Source organism: Frigoribacterium sp. Leaf172 (assembly GCF_001424285.1).
Taxonomy (GTDB): Bacteria; Actinomycetota; Actinomycetes; order Actinomycetales; family Microbacteriaceae; genus Frigoribacterium.
The window spans coordinates 310,561-327,878 of sequence record NZ_LMPB01000002.1; the positions used below are offsets into that span (position 1 = coordinate 310,561).

Here is a 17,318-nt window from a genome sequence, read left to right on the forward strand (position 1 = left end):
CTCAATCGAGGGAGGGGCGGGTGGAGGTGAGACGGGCTGACTCCGTCCAGAGGCGGTCTGCGGCTGCGAGATCGTAGGCGTGGGCTGAGGCCTTCACGAGCGCGGGTCCACCGGTCAACTGGAACCAGCCGGCCGGGCCCCAGTATTCCCCTCCCCGCACGCCTTCGGCCACCGCCGCCTCCACGAGCGGCTCGGCGCCGATCTCCTTGCCCTGCGAGAACGTGTGCATGGCGGACGTGATGACAGCCGGTGGGCGGTGGGGCACGACGACGGGAGGTCGAGGCTCGCTCAGCGATTCCCAGGAGAAGCCGGGATGCGCGACCACGCTCGACACGGTGGACGAAGCACGGCGCAGCCTCCTGTCGAGTTCGAAGCCGAAGGTCATGACGGCCAGCTTGGATCTCGCGTACGCGACGTAGTTGGAGTAGCTCGACAGCATCATCGGGTCGTCGAGGTCGAGCCGGACCCACCGATGGCTGATGCTGCCGAGATGCACCACACGGGCCGCCGGGGCGGCTTCGAGAGCGGGGAGGAGGTGCGAGACCAGAGCGAAATGCCCCAGGTGGTTCGTGCCGAACTGAAGCTCGAATCCGTCGGTCGTCTTCTGTCGACGACGCGAACCGACCACTCCCGCGTTCGCCAGCAGGACGTCCACCGGTCCGCCTGCGGCGATGGCGGCGGCGCCCGAGCGGACGGACCGGAGATCCGCCAGGTCGAGCTCGACCGTCTCGAGATCGGCCGCGGGCAGTCTGTCGATGATGGCGTCGACGGCGCGGCTCGCGCGCACCCCGTCACGGGCGGCGATGACCACCCTGTGCCCCTGGGCGGCGAGGCGCTCAGCCGCGAAGTACCCGAGCCCTGCGGTCGCACCGGTGACGACGATCCTCTTCCGATCAGCGGACATGCCCCGCCGCCTCCATCTGCCGAAGGTCCTTCTTCAGGTCGGCGACCTCATCGCGCAGTCTCCCGGCGAGCTCGAACTTCAGTTCGGCCGCGGCCTGCAGCATCTGCTCGTTGAGGTCGGCGATGATCGATTCGAGTCCGTTGGCCGCACCCGCCGCCAGACCCTCGCGTCTGAGGTTCGGCGTCGGGGCTCGTTTCTTCCCGTCTCGGCCGGCGAGGAGCGCGGCCGTGTCGGCGCCCTCCCTCGCCAGGGCCTCGGTGATGTCCGCGATCTTCTTCCGGAGAGGCTGGGGGTCGATCCCCCGCTCGAGGTTGTAGGCGATCTGCTTGTCGCGACGACGATCAGTCTCTTCGAGAGCCTGCTTCATCGAATCGGTCATCTTGTCGGCGTACATGTGGACCTGCCCGGATACGTTGCGAGCGGCGCGGCCGATGGTCTGGATGAGAGACGTGGACGACCTCAGGAATCCCTCCTTGTCGGCGTCCAGGATCGCGACGAGTGACACCTCCGGGAGGTCGAGCCCTTCACGGAGGAGGTTGATTCCGACGAGCACGTCGTAGACGCCCTGACGGAGCTCCGTCAGCAGCTCGACGCGTCGCAGGGTGTCGACGTCCGAATGCAGGTATCGGACCCGGACGCCCGCCTCCGTGAGGAAGTCGGTGAGCTCCTCCGCCATCTTCTTCGTCAGGGTCGTGACCAGCACCCGTTCGTCGCGCTCGCTCCGGAGCTTGATCTCTTCGAGCAGATCGTCGATCTGCCCCTCGGAGGGTTTGATGACGATCTCCGGGTCGATGAGACCCGTCGGGCGGATGATCTGCTCGACGACGCTGTCGGTGATCCCGAGCTCGTACTTGCCGGGGGTCGCCGAGAGGTAGACCTTCTGGCCGACGCGATCGAGGAACTCCTCGAACTTCAGCGGCCTGTTGTCGAGGGCGCTCGGGAGCCGGAAGCCGTGGTCGACCAGGGTGCGCTTGCGGGATGCGTCGCCCTCGTACATCGCGCCGATCTGCGGCACCGTGACATGGGACTCGTCGATGACGACGAGCAGATCTTCGGGGAAGTAGTCGAGCAGACAATGCGGCGCTTCGCCTGGCGACCGGCCGTCGATGTGGGACGAGTAGTTCTCGATGCCGTTGCAGAAGCCGATCTGCTCCATCATCTCGAGGTCGAAGGTCGTCCGCATCCGAAGCCGCTGCGACTCGAGGAGCTTGCCCTGCTTGTCGAGTTCGGCCAGCCGATCGGCGAGCTCGTCTTTGATCGTGCCGATGGCCCTGTGCATGACATCGGTGCCCGCGACGTAGTGGGAACCCGGGAAGACGGAGACGGCATCGAGGGTCTTCACGACGTCACCGGTCAGGGGGTGGAGCGCGTAGAGGGCCTCGACCTCGTCACCGAACATCTCGATGCGGATGGCCAGCTCTTCGTACATCGGGATGATCTCGATGGTGTCGCCGCGAACGCGGAAGTTGCCCCGAGAGAAGTCGATGTCGTTCCGCTGGTACTGCATCGACACGAATCGACGGATGAGCGTCTCGCGTTCGATCTTCTGGCCCACCTGCAGGGCGATCATGGCCTCCAGGTACCCCTCGGGTGTGCCGAGGCCGTAGATGCACGAGACCGTCGACACGACGATGACGTCGCGCCGGCTCAGAAGGGAGTTCGTCGTGGAGTGCCGCAGACGCTCGACCTCGGCGTTGATCGAGGAGTCCTTCTCGATGAACGTGTCCGTCTGGGGGACGTAGGCCTCGGGCTGGTAGTAGTCGTAGTACGACACGAAGTACTCGACCGCATTGTGGGGGAACATCTCGCGGAACTCGTTCGCGAGCTGCGCCGCCAGGGTCTTGTTGTGGGCGAGGACCAGAGTGGGGCGTTGGACCTGCTCGACGAGCCAGGCCGTCGTGGCCGACTTGCCCGTGCCGGTGGCGCCCAGCAGCACGACATCCGTCTCGCCGGCGTTGATCCGACCAGCCAGCTCGGCGATCGCCGCGGGCTGATCGCCGCTCGGTTCGTACTCGCTGACGACTTCGAAGGGACGAACACTGCGGGTCGGTTGCATACCCTCGAGTTTACGAGCGACCACCGACAGTGCTCGCCGATGAGCCGGACGCCTTGCGTGCTGACAGCGAACGGAGACGGTCGTAGAGCTCGTCGCTCCCACGGCGGGTGTCGTCGAGAGTGCCGCTCGCGTCGACCACGAGGTCGGCGGCGGCCAGACGGACGTCGTCGGGCGCCTGCGCGTCCAACCGCCTCACAGCCTCGGCCTCGGACATGCCTCGGAGTTCGACGAGGCGCCGGAGCCTAGTCTCCCGTGGCGTGTCGACCACCGCGACGACGTCGAAGTCTCCGGCACCACGGGACTCGACGAGGAGGGGCACGTCGTAGACGATGACGCGTTCCGGATCATCGGTCACGGCCTCGTTCATCCGACGCGTCGACAGCGCGCGGACCGCGGGATGGATGATGGCCTCCAGATCGGCTCGTGCGGCGGCATCGGCGAAGACGATGCCCCCGAGGGCCGCGCGGTCGAGATCACCGGCAGCGGTCAGGACGCTCCTGCCGAATCGCTCGGCCACCGCCCGCAAGCCGGGCGTGCCGGGTTCGACCACCTCGCGCGCCAGTCGATCGGCGTCGATCACAGCGGCACCACGCTCGGCGAGTCGTCCCGCCACAGTGCTCTTCCCCGCGGCGATGCCTCCGGTGAGCCCACACACGAACATCCCCAGATGCTACTCCTGCCCCTGACGCGGGTCTGCGCGCTGACGGCGTCTGAGACGCCGACAGGCGGCTCCCCGGAGGGAACCGCCTGTCGGTCGATCGGGCGCCGGAGCGCCGTGATCAGTTGCTGCTGGAGAGCTTCTCGCGCAGAGCCGCGAGCGACTCGTCGTCGGCGAGGGTGCCGGCGCCCGAAGGGGTCTCGTTCGAGAACGAGGATCCCGTGGGAACGTCGAAGGTGGTCTCCTCGGCCAGCGAAGCGGCGACCTGCTTCTTGTGCGCCTCCCAGCGCGACTGGGCGGCAGCGTAGTCCTGCTCCCACTTCTCGCGCTGCGAGTCGAAGCCCTCGCGCCATTCGTTGGTCTCCGGGTCGAAGCCCTCGGGGTACTTGTAGTTCCCCTGGTCGTCGTACTCGGTGAGCATGCCGTAGAGGGCCGGGTCGAACTCGGTCCCCTCGGGGTCGACTCCCTCGTTGGCCTGCTTGAGGCTCAGCGAGATGCGACGACGGTCGAGGTCGATGTCGATGACCTTGACGAACACCTCGTCGCCGACCGCGACGACCTGCTCGGCGAGCTCGACGTGCTTCGCCGACAGCTCCGAGATGTGCACGAGGCCCTCGATGCCGTCCGCGACGCGGACGAACGCACCGAACGGCACCAGCTTGGTGACCTTGCCGGGAGCGACCTGTCCGATGGCGTGCGTACGAGCGAAGACCTGCCAGGGGTCCTCCTGCGTGGCCTTGAGCGAGAGCGAGACGCGCTCACGGTCGAGGTCGACCTCGAGGATCTCGACGGTGACCTCCTGGCCCACCTCGACGACCTCGCTGGCGTGCTCGATGTGCTTCCAGCTCAGTTCGGAGACGTGGACCAGACCGTCGACGCCGCCCAGGTCGACGAACGCACCGAAGTTGACGATCGACGACACGATGCCCTTGCGGACCTGGCCCTTGTGGAGGTTGTTGAGGAAGGTGGTGCGGCTCTCGGACTGCGTCTGCTCGAGGAGCGCACGACGCGACAGGACCACGTTGTTGCGGTTCTTGTCGAGTTCGAGGATCTTGGCCTCGATCTCCTGGCCGAGGTACGGCGTGAGGTCGCGGACGCGGCGCAGCTCGATGAGCGAGGCCGGCAGGAACCCACGGAGTCCGATGTCGACGATGAGACCGCCCTTGACGACCTCGATGACCGTTCCGGTGACGACGCCGTCGGCGTCCTTGATCTTCTCGACATCGCCCCAGGCACGCTCGTACTGAGCGCGCTTCTTGGACAGGATCAGACGGCCTTCCTTGTCCTCCTTCTGGAGGACGAGGGCCTCGACCGTGTCGCCGACCTCGACGACCTCGGTGGGGTCGACGTCGTGCTTGATCGAGAGCTCGCGAGAGGGGATCACACCCTCCGTCTTGTAGCCGACGTCGAGGAGGACCTCGTCGCGGTCGATCTTCACGACGGTGCCTTCGATGAGGTCGCCGTCGTTGAAGAACTTCAGAGTCTTTTCGACCGCGGCCAGGAAGTCATCAGCGGATCCGATGTCGTTGATGGCGACCTGCTTGGGTGCCTTGGTCGTTACGGTTGTCATGTAGTTAGTGCTCCAGTGAAAGCATGAATCGGGCCGCTGTCGTCCGAGAGGTGTCTCGGGGTGATCGACCGCGGCGTACGGGCAGAGTGACGCAGATAGCGCAAAGACATCATAGCCACCTGTCGTGGTGGCGGCAACGGATCCGGGCTCGTGTCGGTCCGGAGCGTCCCCTGTCAGCCGAGCATCTCGCTTCGGAGGGTGTCGAGACCGACGCCGCCGAGACGGAGCGCCTCACGATGGAACCGCCGGACGTCGAAGGACTCCCCCTCGAGCGCACGACGCCGCTCGCGGATCTCCTCCCAGATGCGCTGGCCGATCTTGTACGACGGCGCCTGGCCCGGCCAGCCGAGGTACCGGTCCACCTCGAACACGACGAAGGCGTCGTCCATGTTGACGTTCTCGCGCATGAACGCCAGGGCGTTCTCCGCGTTCCAGGTCCCCCCGACGGGGAACGGCTTCTCGAGGTGCACGCCGATGTCCACGACGACGCGTGCGGCGCGCATCCGCTGGCCGTCGAGCATGCCCAGCCGGTCCCCCGGGTCGTCGAGGTAGCCCAGCTCGTCCATCAGCCGTTCCGCGTACAGCGCCCACCCCTCGGCGTGGCCGGAGGTGCCCGCGAGCTGGCGACGCCACGTGTTCAGCTGCGACCGATTGCGGACCGCCTGCCCGAGCTGCAGGTGGTGCCCGGGGACCCCCTCGTGATAGACCGTCGTGGTCTCGCGCCAGGTGTCGAACCTGGTGACGCCCTCCGGAACCGACCACCACATCCGGCCGGGCCGGGAGAAGTCGTCGCTGGGACCCGTGTAGTAGATGCCGCCGTCCTTCGTGGGCGCGATCCGGCATTCGAGCGTCCGCAGCTCGTCGGGGATGTCGAAGTGACTCCGGCCGAGCTCGTCGACCGCCCGGTCGCTGAGGCGCTGCATCCACCGTCGGAGCGCCTCCGTCCCTTCCAGCCGCCGGGCGGGATCGGCGTCGAGCACCTCGACGGCTCGGCGCACGCTGGCACCGGGTTCGATCCGCTGCGCGACGGCCTCCTGCTCGGCCGTCATCCGCGCCAGCTCGTCGAGACCCCACTCGTACGTCTCGTCCGCATCGACGGTCGCACCCAGGAAGCGTCGTGAATGGAGGGAGTACGAATCGCGTCCGACGGCGTCGCCGGAACCGGCCGCGGGGAGGATCTCCTCGGTGAGGAGAGCCCCGAGCGCGAGATAGGCCTCGGCGGCTCGAACGGCCCCGCGGGCGAGATCGCGCTCGAGAGCCGCGGGAGGCGCGGTGCCGTCGGTCGGACGACCCCCGTCGACGAGTTCGGCGAAGAAGCCGCCCCGTGCGCCGATCCGACGGCACTGTTCGGCGACCCTCTCCACCTGACGCCTCGCCGGGACGACGTCGGCTGCGACTCCCGCTCGGAGGGTGGCGACGTAGCCCTCCAGGGCGGAGGGCACGGCCGAGAGGCGGGAGGCGATGTCGGACCAGTCCGTCACGGAGACGGTCGGCATCAGATCGAAGACCTCCCGCACCTGCTGAACCGGCGAGGCGATGACGTTCAGGTCCCGGAGGTGGAACCCCGCTTCGTGGGACTCCAGATCGAGTGCGAGCTCACCACCGAGATCGCGCTGGGTCACCCGGTCGACGTCATCGAGCACGGGAGCCGCCGCGAGCTCGGCCGCGACCGATCGCACCGCCTCGACACGCCGCTCGTGTCCCTCCGGCGAGAGGTCGCCGTATCCGCCGGTGCGACCCGGGCGCCCGATCCAGGTCGCGACCGTCGGGTCGAGGTCGATCGTCGTGTCGACCCACCGCTCGGCGATGTCGTCGATGGGGGTGGGGACACGCGGCGAGGGGGACGTCTGGTCGGACATGCAGCGAGCCTAGACGCGGCGAGGGTGCTCTCGAGGCGGACGCCCCGGTACCGAGAAGGGCACCGAGCCGACCGTCAGGTCGACCCGATGCCCTTCGAGGCGCAGGAGGCGCTCAGTCCTTGTCGAGGTCCGTCTCGAGAAGGGCGGCCAGCTCGTCGAGGGCCGCGTCGGCGTTGTCGCCGTCCGTCGCGATGACGACCTCGTCGCCGTGATTGATGCCGAGGGAGAGCACCCCGAGGATGCTCACCGCGTTCACGCTCTTGCCGGCGGAGGTCGTGAGGGTGACCTTCGCGCCGGTCTTGCCGGCCGCCTGGCTGAAGAGCGAGGCGGGGCGGGCGTGAAGACCGACGCTCGAGGCGATGGTGACGGTGCGTTCGGGCATTTCTACTCCTTGGTCGTGACCGGGGCGGTCGGGTGCCGCGTACTGCGGACGGCGGTGGATCTGATCGGTCGGGGCCGACGAGAGGGGTGGGGCGGTCAGTCGTCGTCTTCGTCGGACTGGAGGAGCTCGTAGACCTCCGCGCTCGTCGTGGCCCCGCGGAGAGCCGCGGCCTTGTCGGGGTCCATCAGGATGCTCGCCAGCTGGCTGAGGATCGCGATGTGACCATTGCCCTTGGCGGCGATGCCGACGGTGACCGAGACCTCGTTGCCATCCCAGTCGACCGGAGTGGGGAACCGGAGGACGACGAGCGCGTCGCTCTTCACGGAGTCCTTCCCCGCGAGGGTGCCGTGCGGGATGGCGACGCCTTCTCCGACGTAGGTCGAGACGGAGTTCTCGCGCTCGAACATCGCGTCGATGTAGCCCTCGTCGATGGCGCCCGCCTCGACGAGCGCCTGACCGGTGGCCCGGATGGCCTCGTCTCGTGACGCTGCGGACTGGTCGAGTCGGATCGACGACTCGGCGAGGAGGGCCGTGAGCTCGGGGGCCTGTTCCGACATCGTCAGACCTCGACCGTCGTGCCGTCCTGGATCGCCTTGACGATCTTGGCGACGTTGGGGTCGCCCATGAACAGCTGGAAGGGCACCACGGGGACGTTCGGGACGACACCGCGCGCGCGCTCGGCGAGGTTGTTCTGCGTCACCACGACGTCGGCGTCGGCGGGGATCTCCGCGACGGGCGAGTGCTCGACGGTGACGCCGCTCTTCTTGAGCTGCTTCTTCAGCGTCGAGGCGAGCATGACGCTGCTCCCCATGCCGGCGTCGCAGGCGACGATGAGCTTCTTGATGGACGATCCGTCGAGTGTTGCCATGGTGGTCTCCTTGTGTAGAGGGGGGACGGGGGACGGCCGGAGCCGTCCCCCGATTCAATCACTGGGTCGCTGTGGGAGCGGCGGTGCCCTTGCTGGTGGCCTTGTTGGCCGCGGTCGCGGCCTGGGCGTCGGCGAGTGCCTGCTGCTGTGCGGCAGCGTCCTCGGCGGCCGCCTCGCGGTTCTCCTTGCGGCCGAAGCCCATCAGGAACGCGGAGACGACGAATGACACCGCGGCGGAGAGCAGGATGCCCAGGTAGATCGGCAGGATGTCTCCGCGCGCTGCTACGAGCGTGTACGCGATGATGCTGCCCGGCGAGGCGGGGCCGACGAGGCCGACGCCGAAGAGCGAGAAGACCGTGATGCCGGTGGCGCCACCGAGGATGGCGGCGACCAGGAGGACGGGCTTCATCAGCACGTAGGGGAAGTAGATCTCGTGGATGCCGCCGAAGAAGTGCACGACGATGGCGGCGGGAGCCGATGGGCGGATCGCACGCGGACCGAAGAAGAGGAACGCGAGGAGGATGCCGAGGCCGGGGCCGGGGTTCGACTCGAGCATGAAGAGGATCGACTTGCCGGTCTCCTGCGACTCGATGCCGCCCAGCGGGGTCAGCACGCCCTGGTTGATGGCGTTGTTGAGGAACAGGATCTTCGCGGGCTCGATGATGATCGAGGCCAGCGGGAGGAGACCGCGCTCGACGAGGAAGTCCACGCCGCTGCCGAAGACGCTGGTCAGCCAGTTCGTGACGGGCGCGAGGCCGAAGAAGGCGCCCACGGCCACGGCCGCGCCGATGATCCCGAGCGAGAAGTTGTTGACGAGCATCTCGAAGCCGGACTTGATGCGCCCGTCGACGACGTCGTCGAACTTCTTGAGCAGCCAGGCGGCGAGGGGCCCGACGATCATGGCGCCGAGGAACTGCGGAGCGTCCGTGGCGACGATGACGCCCATGACGCCGACCGCGCCGATGACCGCACCGCGCTGGCCGTGGATCATGCGACCACCCGTGTAGGCGATCAGGATCGGCAGGAGGTACTTGATGATCGGTCCGACGAGGCCGGGCCACGGGGTGCCGTCGCTCATCTCGCCGAATCCGCCCAGCTGCGGGACGGGAGTCCATCCGGTCTGGATGAACAGGGCCGTGATGAGACCCCAGGCGATGAACGCGCCGATGTTCGGCATGATCATGCCGGCGAGGAAGCCGCCGAAACGCTGCACGCGAGCGCGCACACCCGTTCCGGTGACCGTGGGGGTGAATTCGGACATGGGAGAGGTACTCCTTCGTACTCAGTGACGAGTCTGGTGGTGGAGGTGCGGTGAGATGGTGGTGCTTCGGGTGCGGCTGTGCGGGAGAGGCGGCATCAGACGATCACGACCCTCGGGCCGGCGCGTTCGACGTCGTCGGCCAGCTCGAGATCGACGCCGGAGTCGGTGACGATGGTGTCGACGTCGGAGAGGGGCGACACCTTGGCGAAGTCCTCTCGTCCGAACTTGCTGTGATCCGCGAGGACCACGGTCCGGCGGGAGGAGGCCAGGAGCGCGCGCTTGACCCGCGCCTCGGCGAGATCGGGGGTGCTGAGACCACGCTCGACGGAGACGCCGTTCGTCCCGATGAAGGAGACGTCGGCGAAGACGTCAGCGAGCTGGCTCCGCGTCCAGTCGCCCACGGACGAGTACGTCCTGGTGCGGATGAGTCCGCCCAGGAGGTGGAGCGTCACGTTGGGTCGGCTGATGAGGATGGTCGCGACGGCCAGCGAATGCGTGACGACCGTGAGCACGCGGTCGACGGGGAGGAGCTCCGCGAAGCGGATGGCGGTCGTTCCCGCGTCGATGATGATGGAGCCCTCGTCGGGGAGCTCGTCGAGGGCCGCGCGCGCGATCCGGTCCTTCTCGGCCGCCGCGGTCCCCTCTCGGTCGACGACCGGGGGCTCGATGCCGAGGCGCTCCACCGCGATGGCGCCGCCGTGCACCCGGCGGAGGACGCCTCGTCGCTCGAGCTCCGTGAGATCACGGCGGACGGTCTCCGGAGCGACGGACAGCTCTCTGGCCAGACCGGCGACCTCGACGCGCCCGCGTGTCAGGGCCGTGTCGAGGATCTGCTGATGACGCTCCGGTGCGTACATGCGGGACCTCGTCGTCGTGCGGGGGTGAACGCGGAAGCGTCACTCGGCGTTCAGGGAATTCAGATCGGACTGATGCCCGATGTTCACCGAGCAGAGTTTATATAAGCCCGTTTGTGCCTGTTCGTCAAGTCGCGCCTCCGTGTCAGCCTGTCTGCACGCGTGAGGACGCCCGCGATGGCCTCTGATGCGGGGATGTCCCCTGAGGTCCGACTGTGCCCGAACGGGTCTCAGTGGGCGGCGGCATCCCAGCTCTCGCCGAGACCGACGCTGACGTCGAGAGGAACGCGGAGGTCCGCGGCACCGCTCATCCGGCGCTGGACGATGTCTCGGACCGTCTCGACCTCACCAGGTGCGACCTCGACGATCATCTCGTCGTGGACCTGGAGCAGGACGCGAGAGCCGAGTTCGCGCGAATCGATCTCGGAGCGGACGCCGAGCATGGCGATCTTCATGATGTCGGCCGCCGAGCCCTGGATCGGAGCGTTGAGGGCGGCGCGCTCCGCGTTCTCGCGGAGCACGCGGTTGGGCGACTTCAGGTCGGCGAAGGGTCGTCGGCGGCCGAAGATGGTCTCCGTGTAGCCGTCTTCCCGGGCTTTCTCGACGACGTTCCGCAGGTACTCCCGCACGGCACCGAACCGGGCGAAGTAGTCGGTCATGAGCTGCTTGGCCTCGGAGCTCTCGATGCGCAACTGCTTCGAGAGCCCGAAGGCGCTCAGGCCGTAGGCGAGCCCGTAGGACATGGCCTTGACCTTCGTGCGCATCGCGGGCGAGACGTCTGCGGGATCGACGCCGAAGATGCGCGCTCCGACGAACCGGTGGAGGTCCTCGCCGTCGTTGAAAGCCTGGATGAGGCCCGCATCGCCGGAGAGGTGCGCCATGATCCGCATCTCGATCTGGGAGTAGTCGGCCGTGAGCAGCGTCTTGTACTCCGGTCCGTGGACGAACGCCGCACGGATCTCGCGGCCGACCGCCGCCTTGACCGGGATGTTCTGGAGGTTCGGGTCGACGGACGAGATCCGACCGGTGGTCGTGCCCGTCTGGTCGTAGGTCGTGTGGATGCGGGCGTCGTCGGCTATCGACTTCTCGAGCGTCTCGATGATCTGTCGGAGCTTCGTCGCATCGCGGTGCTTCAGAAGCAGATCGAGGAAGGGGTGAGGGTGCTTCTCTTGAAGATCCGCCAGGGACGCGGCGTCGGTCGAGTACCCGGTCTTCGTGGCGCGGGTCTTCGGCATCTCCAGCTGCTCGAAGAGCACCTCCTGAAGCTGCTTCGGGGACCCGAGATTGACCTCGCGCCCGATCTCCGCGAAGGCCTTCCCGGCGAGCTCCGCAGCGGACTCGCCCAGGCGGACGGAGAGGGCCTGGAGCGTCTCGCGATCGGCGGCCACGCCGGTGAGCTCCATGTCGCCGAGCACCGGGACGAGCGGAAGCTCGATCTCGGTCAGGACACGTCGGGACCCTTCGTCGAGGGCCTCGACGAAGGATTCGGACAGGCGGAGGACGAACCAGGCCTCGGACGCGACGCTGAAGTCGTCGTCGGAGGAGACGAGCTGATTCGGGTCGCCGACGGGGAGCGTCTCGCCGAGCTGCTCGTAGACCAGGTCGGAGAGTGCGAAGGAGGTGCGACCGGGCCGGAGCAGCCATGCGGCGATCCGGGGGTCGCCGACGATCCCCGTGAGCTCGAGTCCCGCGCGGGAGAGGGCCTTGTAGGCGCGCTTGGCGTCGTGGACCACCTTCGGGGTCTGGCCATCGAGCCACGCTTCGAGCGCGACGTAGTCGCCGCGTCCCGCCGCCCAGGGCACGTAGGCCGACTCCGTTGAAGTCGAGAGACCCAGTCCGACGACCCCGTCCGTGCCGTACTCGACGACGAGCCCCACGGGCGACGACGGGTCGGAGGCGTGCTTCGAGAGCCAGAAAGCGAGCTCCTCGTCGATGAGCGTGCGCACCACGGGCATGCCGACCGGCGTCGCGGTGATCGCGGGCTCGTCACCGTCGGCGGGATTCGCCGATTCGCTCAGCACGAGCACCCGGTCGAGCAGGGTGCGGAACTGGAGCTTGTCGAAGAGCTCGCGCACGGCTGTCTCGTCGATGGCGCGCCGTTCGAGGTCGGAGGGTCCGACGGGGAGTTCGACATCGGTGACGAGCCGGTTGAGCCTCCGGTTGCGGATCGCGTTGTCCTTCTGCTCGCGGAGCTTCTGACCGACGACGCCCTTGATCTCGTCGGCTCGCTCGATGATCTGATCGAGCCCGCCGTAGAGGTTGATCCATTTGACCGCGGTCTTCTCGCCGACCTTGTCGATCCCGATGAGATTGTCGCTCGTCTCACCGACGAGGGCGGCGACCTCGGGGTACTGATGCGGTTCGATGCCGTAGCGCTCGAAGACCTTGTCGCGGTCGTAGCGGGTGAGCTCGCTCACACCGCGTGCGGACGGGTAGAGGAGGGTGACGTCGTCGTTCACCATCTGGATGGCGTCTCGGTCTCCGGAGACGACGAGGACGCGGAAACCGTCGGCACGACCGCGGACCGCGAGCGTCGCCAGGATGTCGTCGGCCTCGTAGTCCTCCTTCGTGATGGTCGTGATGCCCATGGCGTGGAGAGCCTCCTGCAGGAGGGGGATCTGACCGACGAACTCGGGCGGCGTCTCGTTCCGGGTGCCCTTGTACTCGGGGTACTCGCGCGTGCGGAACGAGAAGCGCGAGATGTCGAAGGCGACCGCCAGATGGGTGGGCTTCTCGGCTTTCAGCAGACTGAGCAGCATCGAGATGAAGCCGTGGATGGCGTTCGTGTGCTGGCCCTCGCGGTTGACGAAACTGTCGACCGGCAGAGCGTAGAACGCACGGAAGGCCAGCGAGTGACCGTCGACGACGAGGAGGGTAGGCTTTGCTTCTTCCGACACCCCGTCAGCCTAGCGGGCGCCCCCGACAGCGCCGTCGGCGCGCACGCTCATGCGGACCCCCCCCCAGGAGCGACATGTCAACGCCCGAGACGCCCCTCGATCCCTCGGCGATCCTCAGCCACGACGCCGAGCGGCTCCTCGGTCGCCGAGGCGTCGGCGATCTCGCTGAGAGGATGGGGATCGTGATCGTCGAGATGAGCGCCGAACGCGCCGTGGCCAGGATGCCCGTCGAGGGCAACACGCAGCCCGTCGGCATACTCCACGGAGGCGCGCACGTCGTCCTCGCCGAGACGCTCGGCTCCATCGCGTCGTCGGTCCATGCCGGTCCGGGGCGCATCGCCATGGGCATCGAGCTGAACGCCAGCCACAGCAGGTCGGTCGCCACGGGGTGGGTCACCGGCACCTGCACGGCCGTCCACCTCGGTCGGACGTTGGCGACCCATCAGATCGTCATGACCGACGACCAGGGGCGGCTGCTCTCGACCATCCGGATCACGAACATCATCACGGAGGCGCGCGCCTGACGCGTCGACCTCGCCGCACGATGGAGCCCCGCATCCTCCGGGAGGATGCGGGGCTCCATCGTGCCGTCGGCGCTACTTCTTGGCGCTGAGCTGCTCGATGATGGCCTGGGCCACATCGTGCATCGTCAGGCGTCGATCCATGGACGCCTTCTGGATCCAGCGGAAGGCCTCGGGCTCGGTGAGGCCCATCTTCTCGTTCAGCAGACCCTTGGCCCGATCGACGAGCTTGCGCGTCTCGAAGCGCTCGACGAGGTCGGCGACCTCCGCCTCGAGGGTGATGATCTGCGTGTACCTCGAGAGGGCGATCTCGATGGCCGGGAGGAGGTCGTTGGGCGTGAAGGGCTTGACGACGTAGGCGAGGGCGCCGGCCTCGCTCGCCCGCTCGACGAGCTCCTTCTGGCTGAAGGCGGTCAGGAGGACGACCGGGGCGATGTGGTTCTTGCTCAGCGTCTCTGCGGCGCTGATGCCGTCCAGCTTCGGCATCTTGACGTCCATGATGACGAGATCGGGGCGGAGTTCGGTCGCCAGGGCGACGGCGGTCTCGCCGTCGCCTGCTTCGCCGACGACCTCGAAGCCGTTGTCGCGGAGGATCTCGACGATGTCGAGCCGGATGAGGGACTCATCCTCGGCCACGACGACACGACGGGGTGCTGCTGATGTTGCTTCCTGGTCACTCACGATGCAGAGCCTACGGTATTCTTGCCCCGGTCGTCGTGAGCCGGATTGGCGGAATGGCAGACGCGGAGCACTCAAAATGCTCTGTCCGAGAGGGCGTGTGGGTTCGAGTCCCACATCCGGCACGGTCGCGGCCAGCGACTTTTTTCGACATGCAGGTCGACAAAGTCGCATGCGGGCCGATCTTGTGCACTACGCTGGCATCACTGGTTGTTGTGTTACGCATTTGTATCTCGCGACGTTCCAGGTGGCCCTCCTCGGAGGATCCGCCCGGTGGCGTCGTTCTCAGAGGGAGCGGACAAAAAGGCACCGCGACGAGCGTTCTCGAAATCGGGAACGACAACTCTGAAAAATAAGGAACAAGAAAAATGGCAACAGGCACCGTTAAGTGGTTCAACTCCGAAAAGGGCTTCGGCTTCATCACCCCCGACGACGGATCCACTGACGTCTTCGCGCACTTCTCCGCGATCGCCGGCGACGGCTACCGCAACCTGGAGGAGAACCAGAAGGTCGAATTCGACACCGCTCAGGGCAACAAGGGCCTCCAGGCCGAGAACATCCGCGTCATCTGACTCGGCGGCGTCCTCGAGACGCCGATGATGCCAGGCACGATCTGACATCTACGGGAAAGCCCCGATCCGCTCCGGCGGGTCGGGGCTTTCTCGTACCCGGCGCCCGGCGCCCCGCGTCGTCAGTGGGGATCCCTGCTCAGACCCAGCAGGCTGGCCACGGATTCGTAGTCTCTCAAGGCCGCCTCGTAGTCGTGATCCGTAGCTGAGGCGACCTCGGGCCCCGTTCGCCCGGCCCGCGCCTCCTCGGCCAATCGGTATCGCACGACGAGCGTCGCCCAGAGGATGAGCTCATCGCCGGTGGCGTCATCCGGCGCCGCGTCGGCGACGTCCCAGGGGATCTCCACCGCCTCGCATGTCTGAGGGTCCGCCCGCCCCGCCGTCGTCGGTGCGATGAAGAGGGCTCGGGTGCCGACTGCGAGGAGAGCGCCGACGGTGGCGCCCATCCCGAAGCAGAGCAGCAGGGACAGGAGCGAGGTGACTCCCCAGACTCCCCCGGCGACGACCGCCAGGAAGAACCCGCCGGTGATCGCCCCGACGATCGACCAGACGTCGAGGTGCGTCCGCCCCGTCTCGGATCGGGCGTCGAGATCGCGCAGGTCGCTCTTCGTCTGGCTCAGGCTCCGTGATGCCCCGCTGGGCATCGCGAACAGTCGTCGATCCAGGACGAAGCACGAAGGGTGGGAGGCGTCGACCGACATGCGGACAGGGTACGCCCGGTCCACGCGACGACGCCGGGCCCCTCGCGGAGCCCGGCGTCGTGCACGGCGTGTGACAGCGGAAAGGGTCAGGCCAGGGTCGCGTAGGCCGGTGCTGCTTCCCCATGCGCATCGCCCACACGGTGCACGCGCAGATCGTTCGTCGATCCCGCGATCCCCGGAGGGGTCCCCGCGATGACGATGACCTTGTCACCGATGTCGGCGAGGTTCTTGCCGATGAGGATGTCATCGACCTGAGCGAACATCGCGTCGGTGTGCGTCACATTCTCGACCAGGTGCGACTGGACGCCCCAGCTCAAGGCCATGCGTCGCCGCGTCGCCTCGTTCGGCGTGAAGGCGAGGATCGGGATCGAGTGACGCAGACGCGACATCCTCCGGACGGAGTCACCGGACTCGGTGAAGACGCAGAGGAACTTGGCCTGGACGAAGTCGGCGACGTCGGCGGCGGCGAGGGTGATCGCACCACCCTGCGTGCGCGGCTTCGTGCCGAGAGGGGGGATCCGCTCGAGCCCGTGCTCTTCGGTGGACTGCACGATGCGGGCCATGGTCTGCACGGTGATGACGGGGTACTCCCCCACGCTGGTCTCACCGCTCAGCATCACGGCGTCCGTTCCGTCGAGGACGGCGTTCGCGACGTCGGACGTCTCGGCGCGGGTCGGGATGGGGCTGGAGATCATCGATTCGAGCATCTGCGTGGCGACGATGACGGGCTTGGCCATGCGCCGGGAGAGCTCGACGGCGTGCTTCTGGACGATCGGCACCGCTTCGAGGGGCAGCTCGACGCCGAGGTCGCCTCGGGCGACCATGATCCCGTCGAACGCGTCGATGATCGCCTCGAGGTTGTCGACGGCCTGGGGCTTCTCGATCTTCGCGATGACCGGGACCCTCTTGCCCTCCTCCGCCATGATCTCGTGGACGCGATCGACGTCGTCCGCGTCGCGGACGAACGAGAGCGCGATGAGGTCGGCTCCCAAGGCGAGTCCCCAGCGCAGATCGGCCTCGTCCTTCTCGGACAGCGCGGGGACGTTGACCGCCACGCCCGGGAGGTTGATGCCCTTGTTGTTCGAGACCGTGCCCGCCACGACGACCTCGGTCGTCACCGTGGTGCCGTCGGTCTCGAGGACCCGGAGCTTGACGCGCCCGTCGTCGATGAGCAGCGGGTCGCCGGCGCTCACGTCGGCGGGGAGACCCTTGAAGGTCGTGCCGCAGATGTCGCGGGTGCCCAGGATGTCCTCGGTCGTGATCTTGAAGACGTCGCCCACGGCGAGGTCGTGGGGGCCGTCCGAGAACTTGCCGAGCCGGATCTTGGGCCCCTGCAGGTCGACGAGGACCGCGACGGGTCGCCCGGCGTCGTCCGCAGCCCGGCGCACGTTCGCGTAGACGGTCTCGTGGACGTCGTAGCTGCCGTGGCTGAGGTTCATCCGCGCCACGTCGACTCCTGCGTCGATGATCGCTCGGATGTCGTCGTAGCTGGATGTCGCCGGCCCGAGGGTGGCGACGATCTTTGCGCGTCTCATGTGTT

Annotated in this window: 16 protein-coding genes and 1 tRNA gene; 3 read left to right on the forward strand and 14 right to left on the reverse strand. The window is 67.5% G+C overall.

The features are described 5' to 3' along the window. Window position 1 precedes the first annotated feature (1 nt). The 11 genes from ASF89_RS07755 to polA all read right to left on the reverse strand — a co-directional run bounded on the left by ASF89_RS07755 (window position 2) and on the right by polA (window position 13,309). The gene (locus ASF89_RS07755; protein WP_055797463.1) at window positions 2-904 is read right to left on the reverse strand and encodes an SDR family NAD(P)-dependent oxidoreductase; all 903 of its coding nucleotides are present in this window, start codon (window positions 902-904) and stop codon (window positions 2-4) included. Then, window positions 894-2,960, reverse strand: coding sequence for an excinuclease ABC subunit UvrB (uvrB, locus tag ASF89_RS07760; RefSeq protein WP_055813603.1), 2,067 nt, complete (start codon window positions 2,958-2,960; stop codon window positions 894-896). Before uvrB ends, ASF89_RS07755 begins: the two co-directional genes overlap by 11 nt. Window positions 2,961-2,970: 10 nt before the next feature. Beyond that, window positions 2,971-3,621 carry a dephospho-CoA kinase gene (gene coaE / locus ASF89_RS07765; RefSeq protein ID WP_055813607.1) on the reverse strand — a complete coding sequence of 217 codons (651 nt, stop codon included), beginning with the start codon at window positions 3,619-3,621 and terminating at the stop codon, window positions 2,971-2,973. Window positions 3,622-3,739: 118 nt separating this feature from the next. Beyond that, a complete protein-coding gene (rpsA, locus tag ASF89_RS07770; protein ID WP_055797456.1) occupies window positions 3,740-5,188 on the reverse strand; it encodes a 30S ribosomal protein S1 in 1,449 nt (482 codons plus the stop codon). 173 nt (window positions 5,189-5,361) lie between these two features. Next, window positions 5,362-7,047, reverse strand: coding sequence for a DUF885 domain-containing protein (locus ASF89_RS07775; RefSeq protein ID WP_055813610.1), 1,686 nt, complete (start codon window positions 7,045-7,047; stop codon window positions 5,362-5,364). Between the two features lie 112 nt (window positions 7,048-7,159). Continuing rightward, entirely contained in the window at window positions 7,160-7,429 is a 270-nt protein-coding gene (locus tag ASF89_RS07780) for an HPr family phosphocarrier protein (protein ID WP_055813612.1), read from the reverse strand. Window positions 7,430-7,524: 95 nt separating this feature from the next. After that, on the reverse strand, window positions 7,525-7,986 hold the full coding sequence (locus ASF89_RS07785; RefSeq protein ID WP_055797450.1) for a PTS sugar transporter subunit IIA: 462 nt from the start codon (window positions 7,984-7,986) through the stop codon (window positions 7,525-7,527). A 2-nt stretch (window positions 7,987-7,988) separates the two neighbouring features. Continuing rightward, entirely contained in the window at window positions 7,989-8,297 is a 309-nt protein-coding gene (locus ASF89_RS07790; protein WP_055797448.1) for a PTS lactose transporter subunit IIB, read from the reverse strand. Between the two features lie 58 nt (window positions 8,298-8,355). After that, window positions 8,356-9,558 carry a PTS mannitol transporter subunit IICB gene (locus ASF89_RS07795; protein WP_055813615.1) on the reverse strand — a complete coding sequence of 401 codons (1,203 nt, stop codon included), beginning with the start codon at window positions 9,556-9,558 and terminating at the stop codon, window positions 8,356-8,358. A gap of 95 nt (window positions 9,559-9,653) precedes the next feature. Further along, window positions 9,654-10,415, reverse strand: coding sequence for a DeoR/GlpR family DNA-binding transcription regulator (locus ASF89_RS07800; RefSeq protein WP_055797439.1), 762 nt, complete (start codon window positions 10,413-10,415; stop codon window positions 9,654-9,656). A gap of 227 nt (window positions 10,416-10,642) precedes the next feature. Then, window positions 10,643-13,309, reverse strand: a complete 2,667-nt coding sequence (polA, locus tag ASF89_RS07805) for a DNA polymerase I (RefSeq protein ID WP_055813618.1) — start codon at window positions 13,307-13,309, stop codon at window positions 10,643-10,645. 173 nt (window positions 13,310-13,482) lie between these two features. Here polA and ASF89_RS07810 point away from each other — a divergent pair, with 173 nt between their 5' ends. Next, window positions 13,483-13,833, forward strand: coding sequence for a PaaI family thioesterase (locus ASF89_RS07810; protein WP_235484094.1), 351 nt, complete (start codon window positions 13,483-13,485; stop codon window positions 13,831-13,833). Window positions 13,834-13,905: 72 nt separating this feature from the next. Here ASF89_RS07810 and ASF89_RS15850 read toward each other — a convergent pair whose 3' ends face one another. After that, window positions 13,906-14,511, reverse strand: coding sequence for an ANTAR domain-containing response regulator (locus tag ASF89_RS15850; RefSeq protein WP_055797432.1), 606 nt, complete (start codon window positions 14,509-14,511; stop codon window positions 13,906-13,908). Window positions 14,512-14,550: 39 nt separating this feature from the next. Here ASF89_RS15850 and ASF89_RS07820 point away from each other — a divergent pair. Both ASF89_RS07820 and ASF89_RS07825 read left to right on the forward strand, forming a co-directional pair. Next, window positions 14,551-14,633: transfer RNA gene (locus tag ASF89_RS07820), tRNA-Leu, on the forward strand. A gap of 243 nt (window positions 14,634-14,876) precedes the next feature. Continuing rightward, window positions 14,877-15,080 (forward strand): cold-shock protein, encoded by a 204-nt coding sequence (locus ASF89_RS07825; RefSeq protein ID WP_055797427.1) that lies wholly within the window; start codon window positions 14,877-14,879, stop codon window positions 15,078-15,080. Window positions 15,081-15,199: 119 nt separating this feature from the next. Here ASF89_RS07825 and ASF89_RS07830 read toward each other — a convergent pair whose 3' ends face one another. Together ASF89_RS07830 and pyk are read right to left on the reverse strand one after the other, a co-directional pair. Beyond that, a complete protein-coding gene (locus ASF89_RS07830) occupies window positions 15,200-15,778 on the reverse strand; it encodes a hypothetical protein (RefSeq protein ID WP_055813621.1) in 579 nt (192 codons plus the stop codon). Window positions 15,779-15,864: 86 nt separating this feature from the next. Then, a complete protein-coding gene (gene pyk / locus ASF89_RS07835) occupies window positions 15,865-17,313 on the reverse strand; it encodes a pyruvate kinase (protein WP_055797423.1) in 1,449 nt (482 codons plus the stop codon). Window positions 17,314-17,318: the final 5 nt, after the last annotated feature.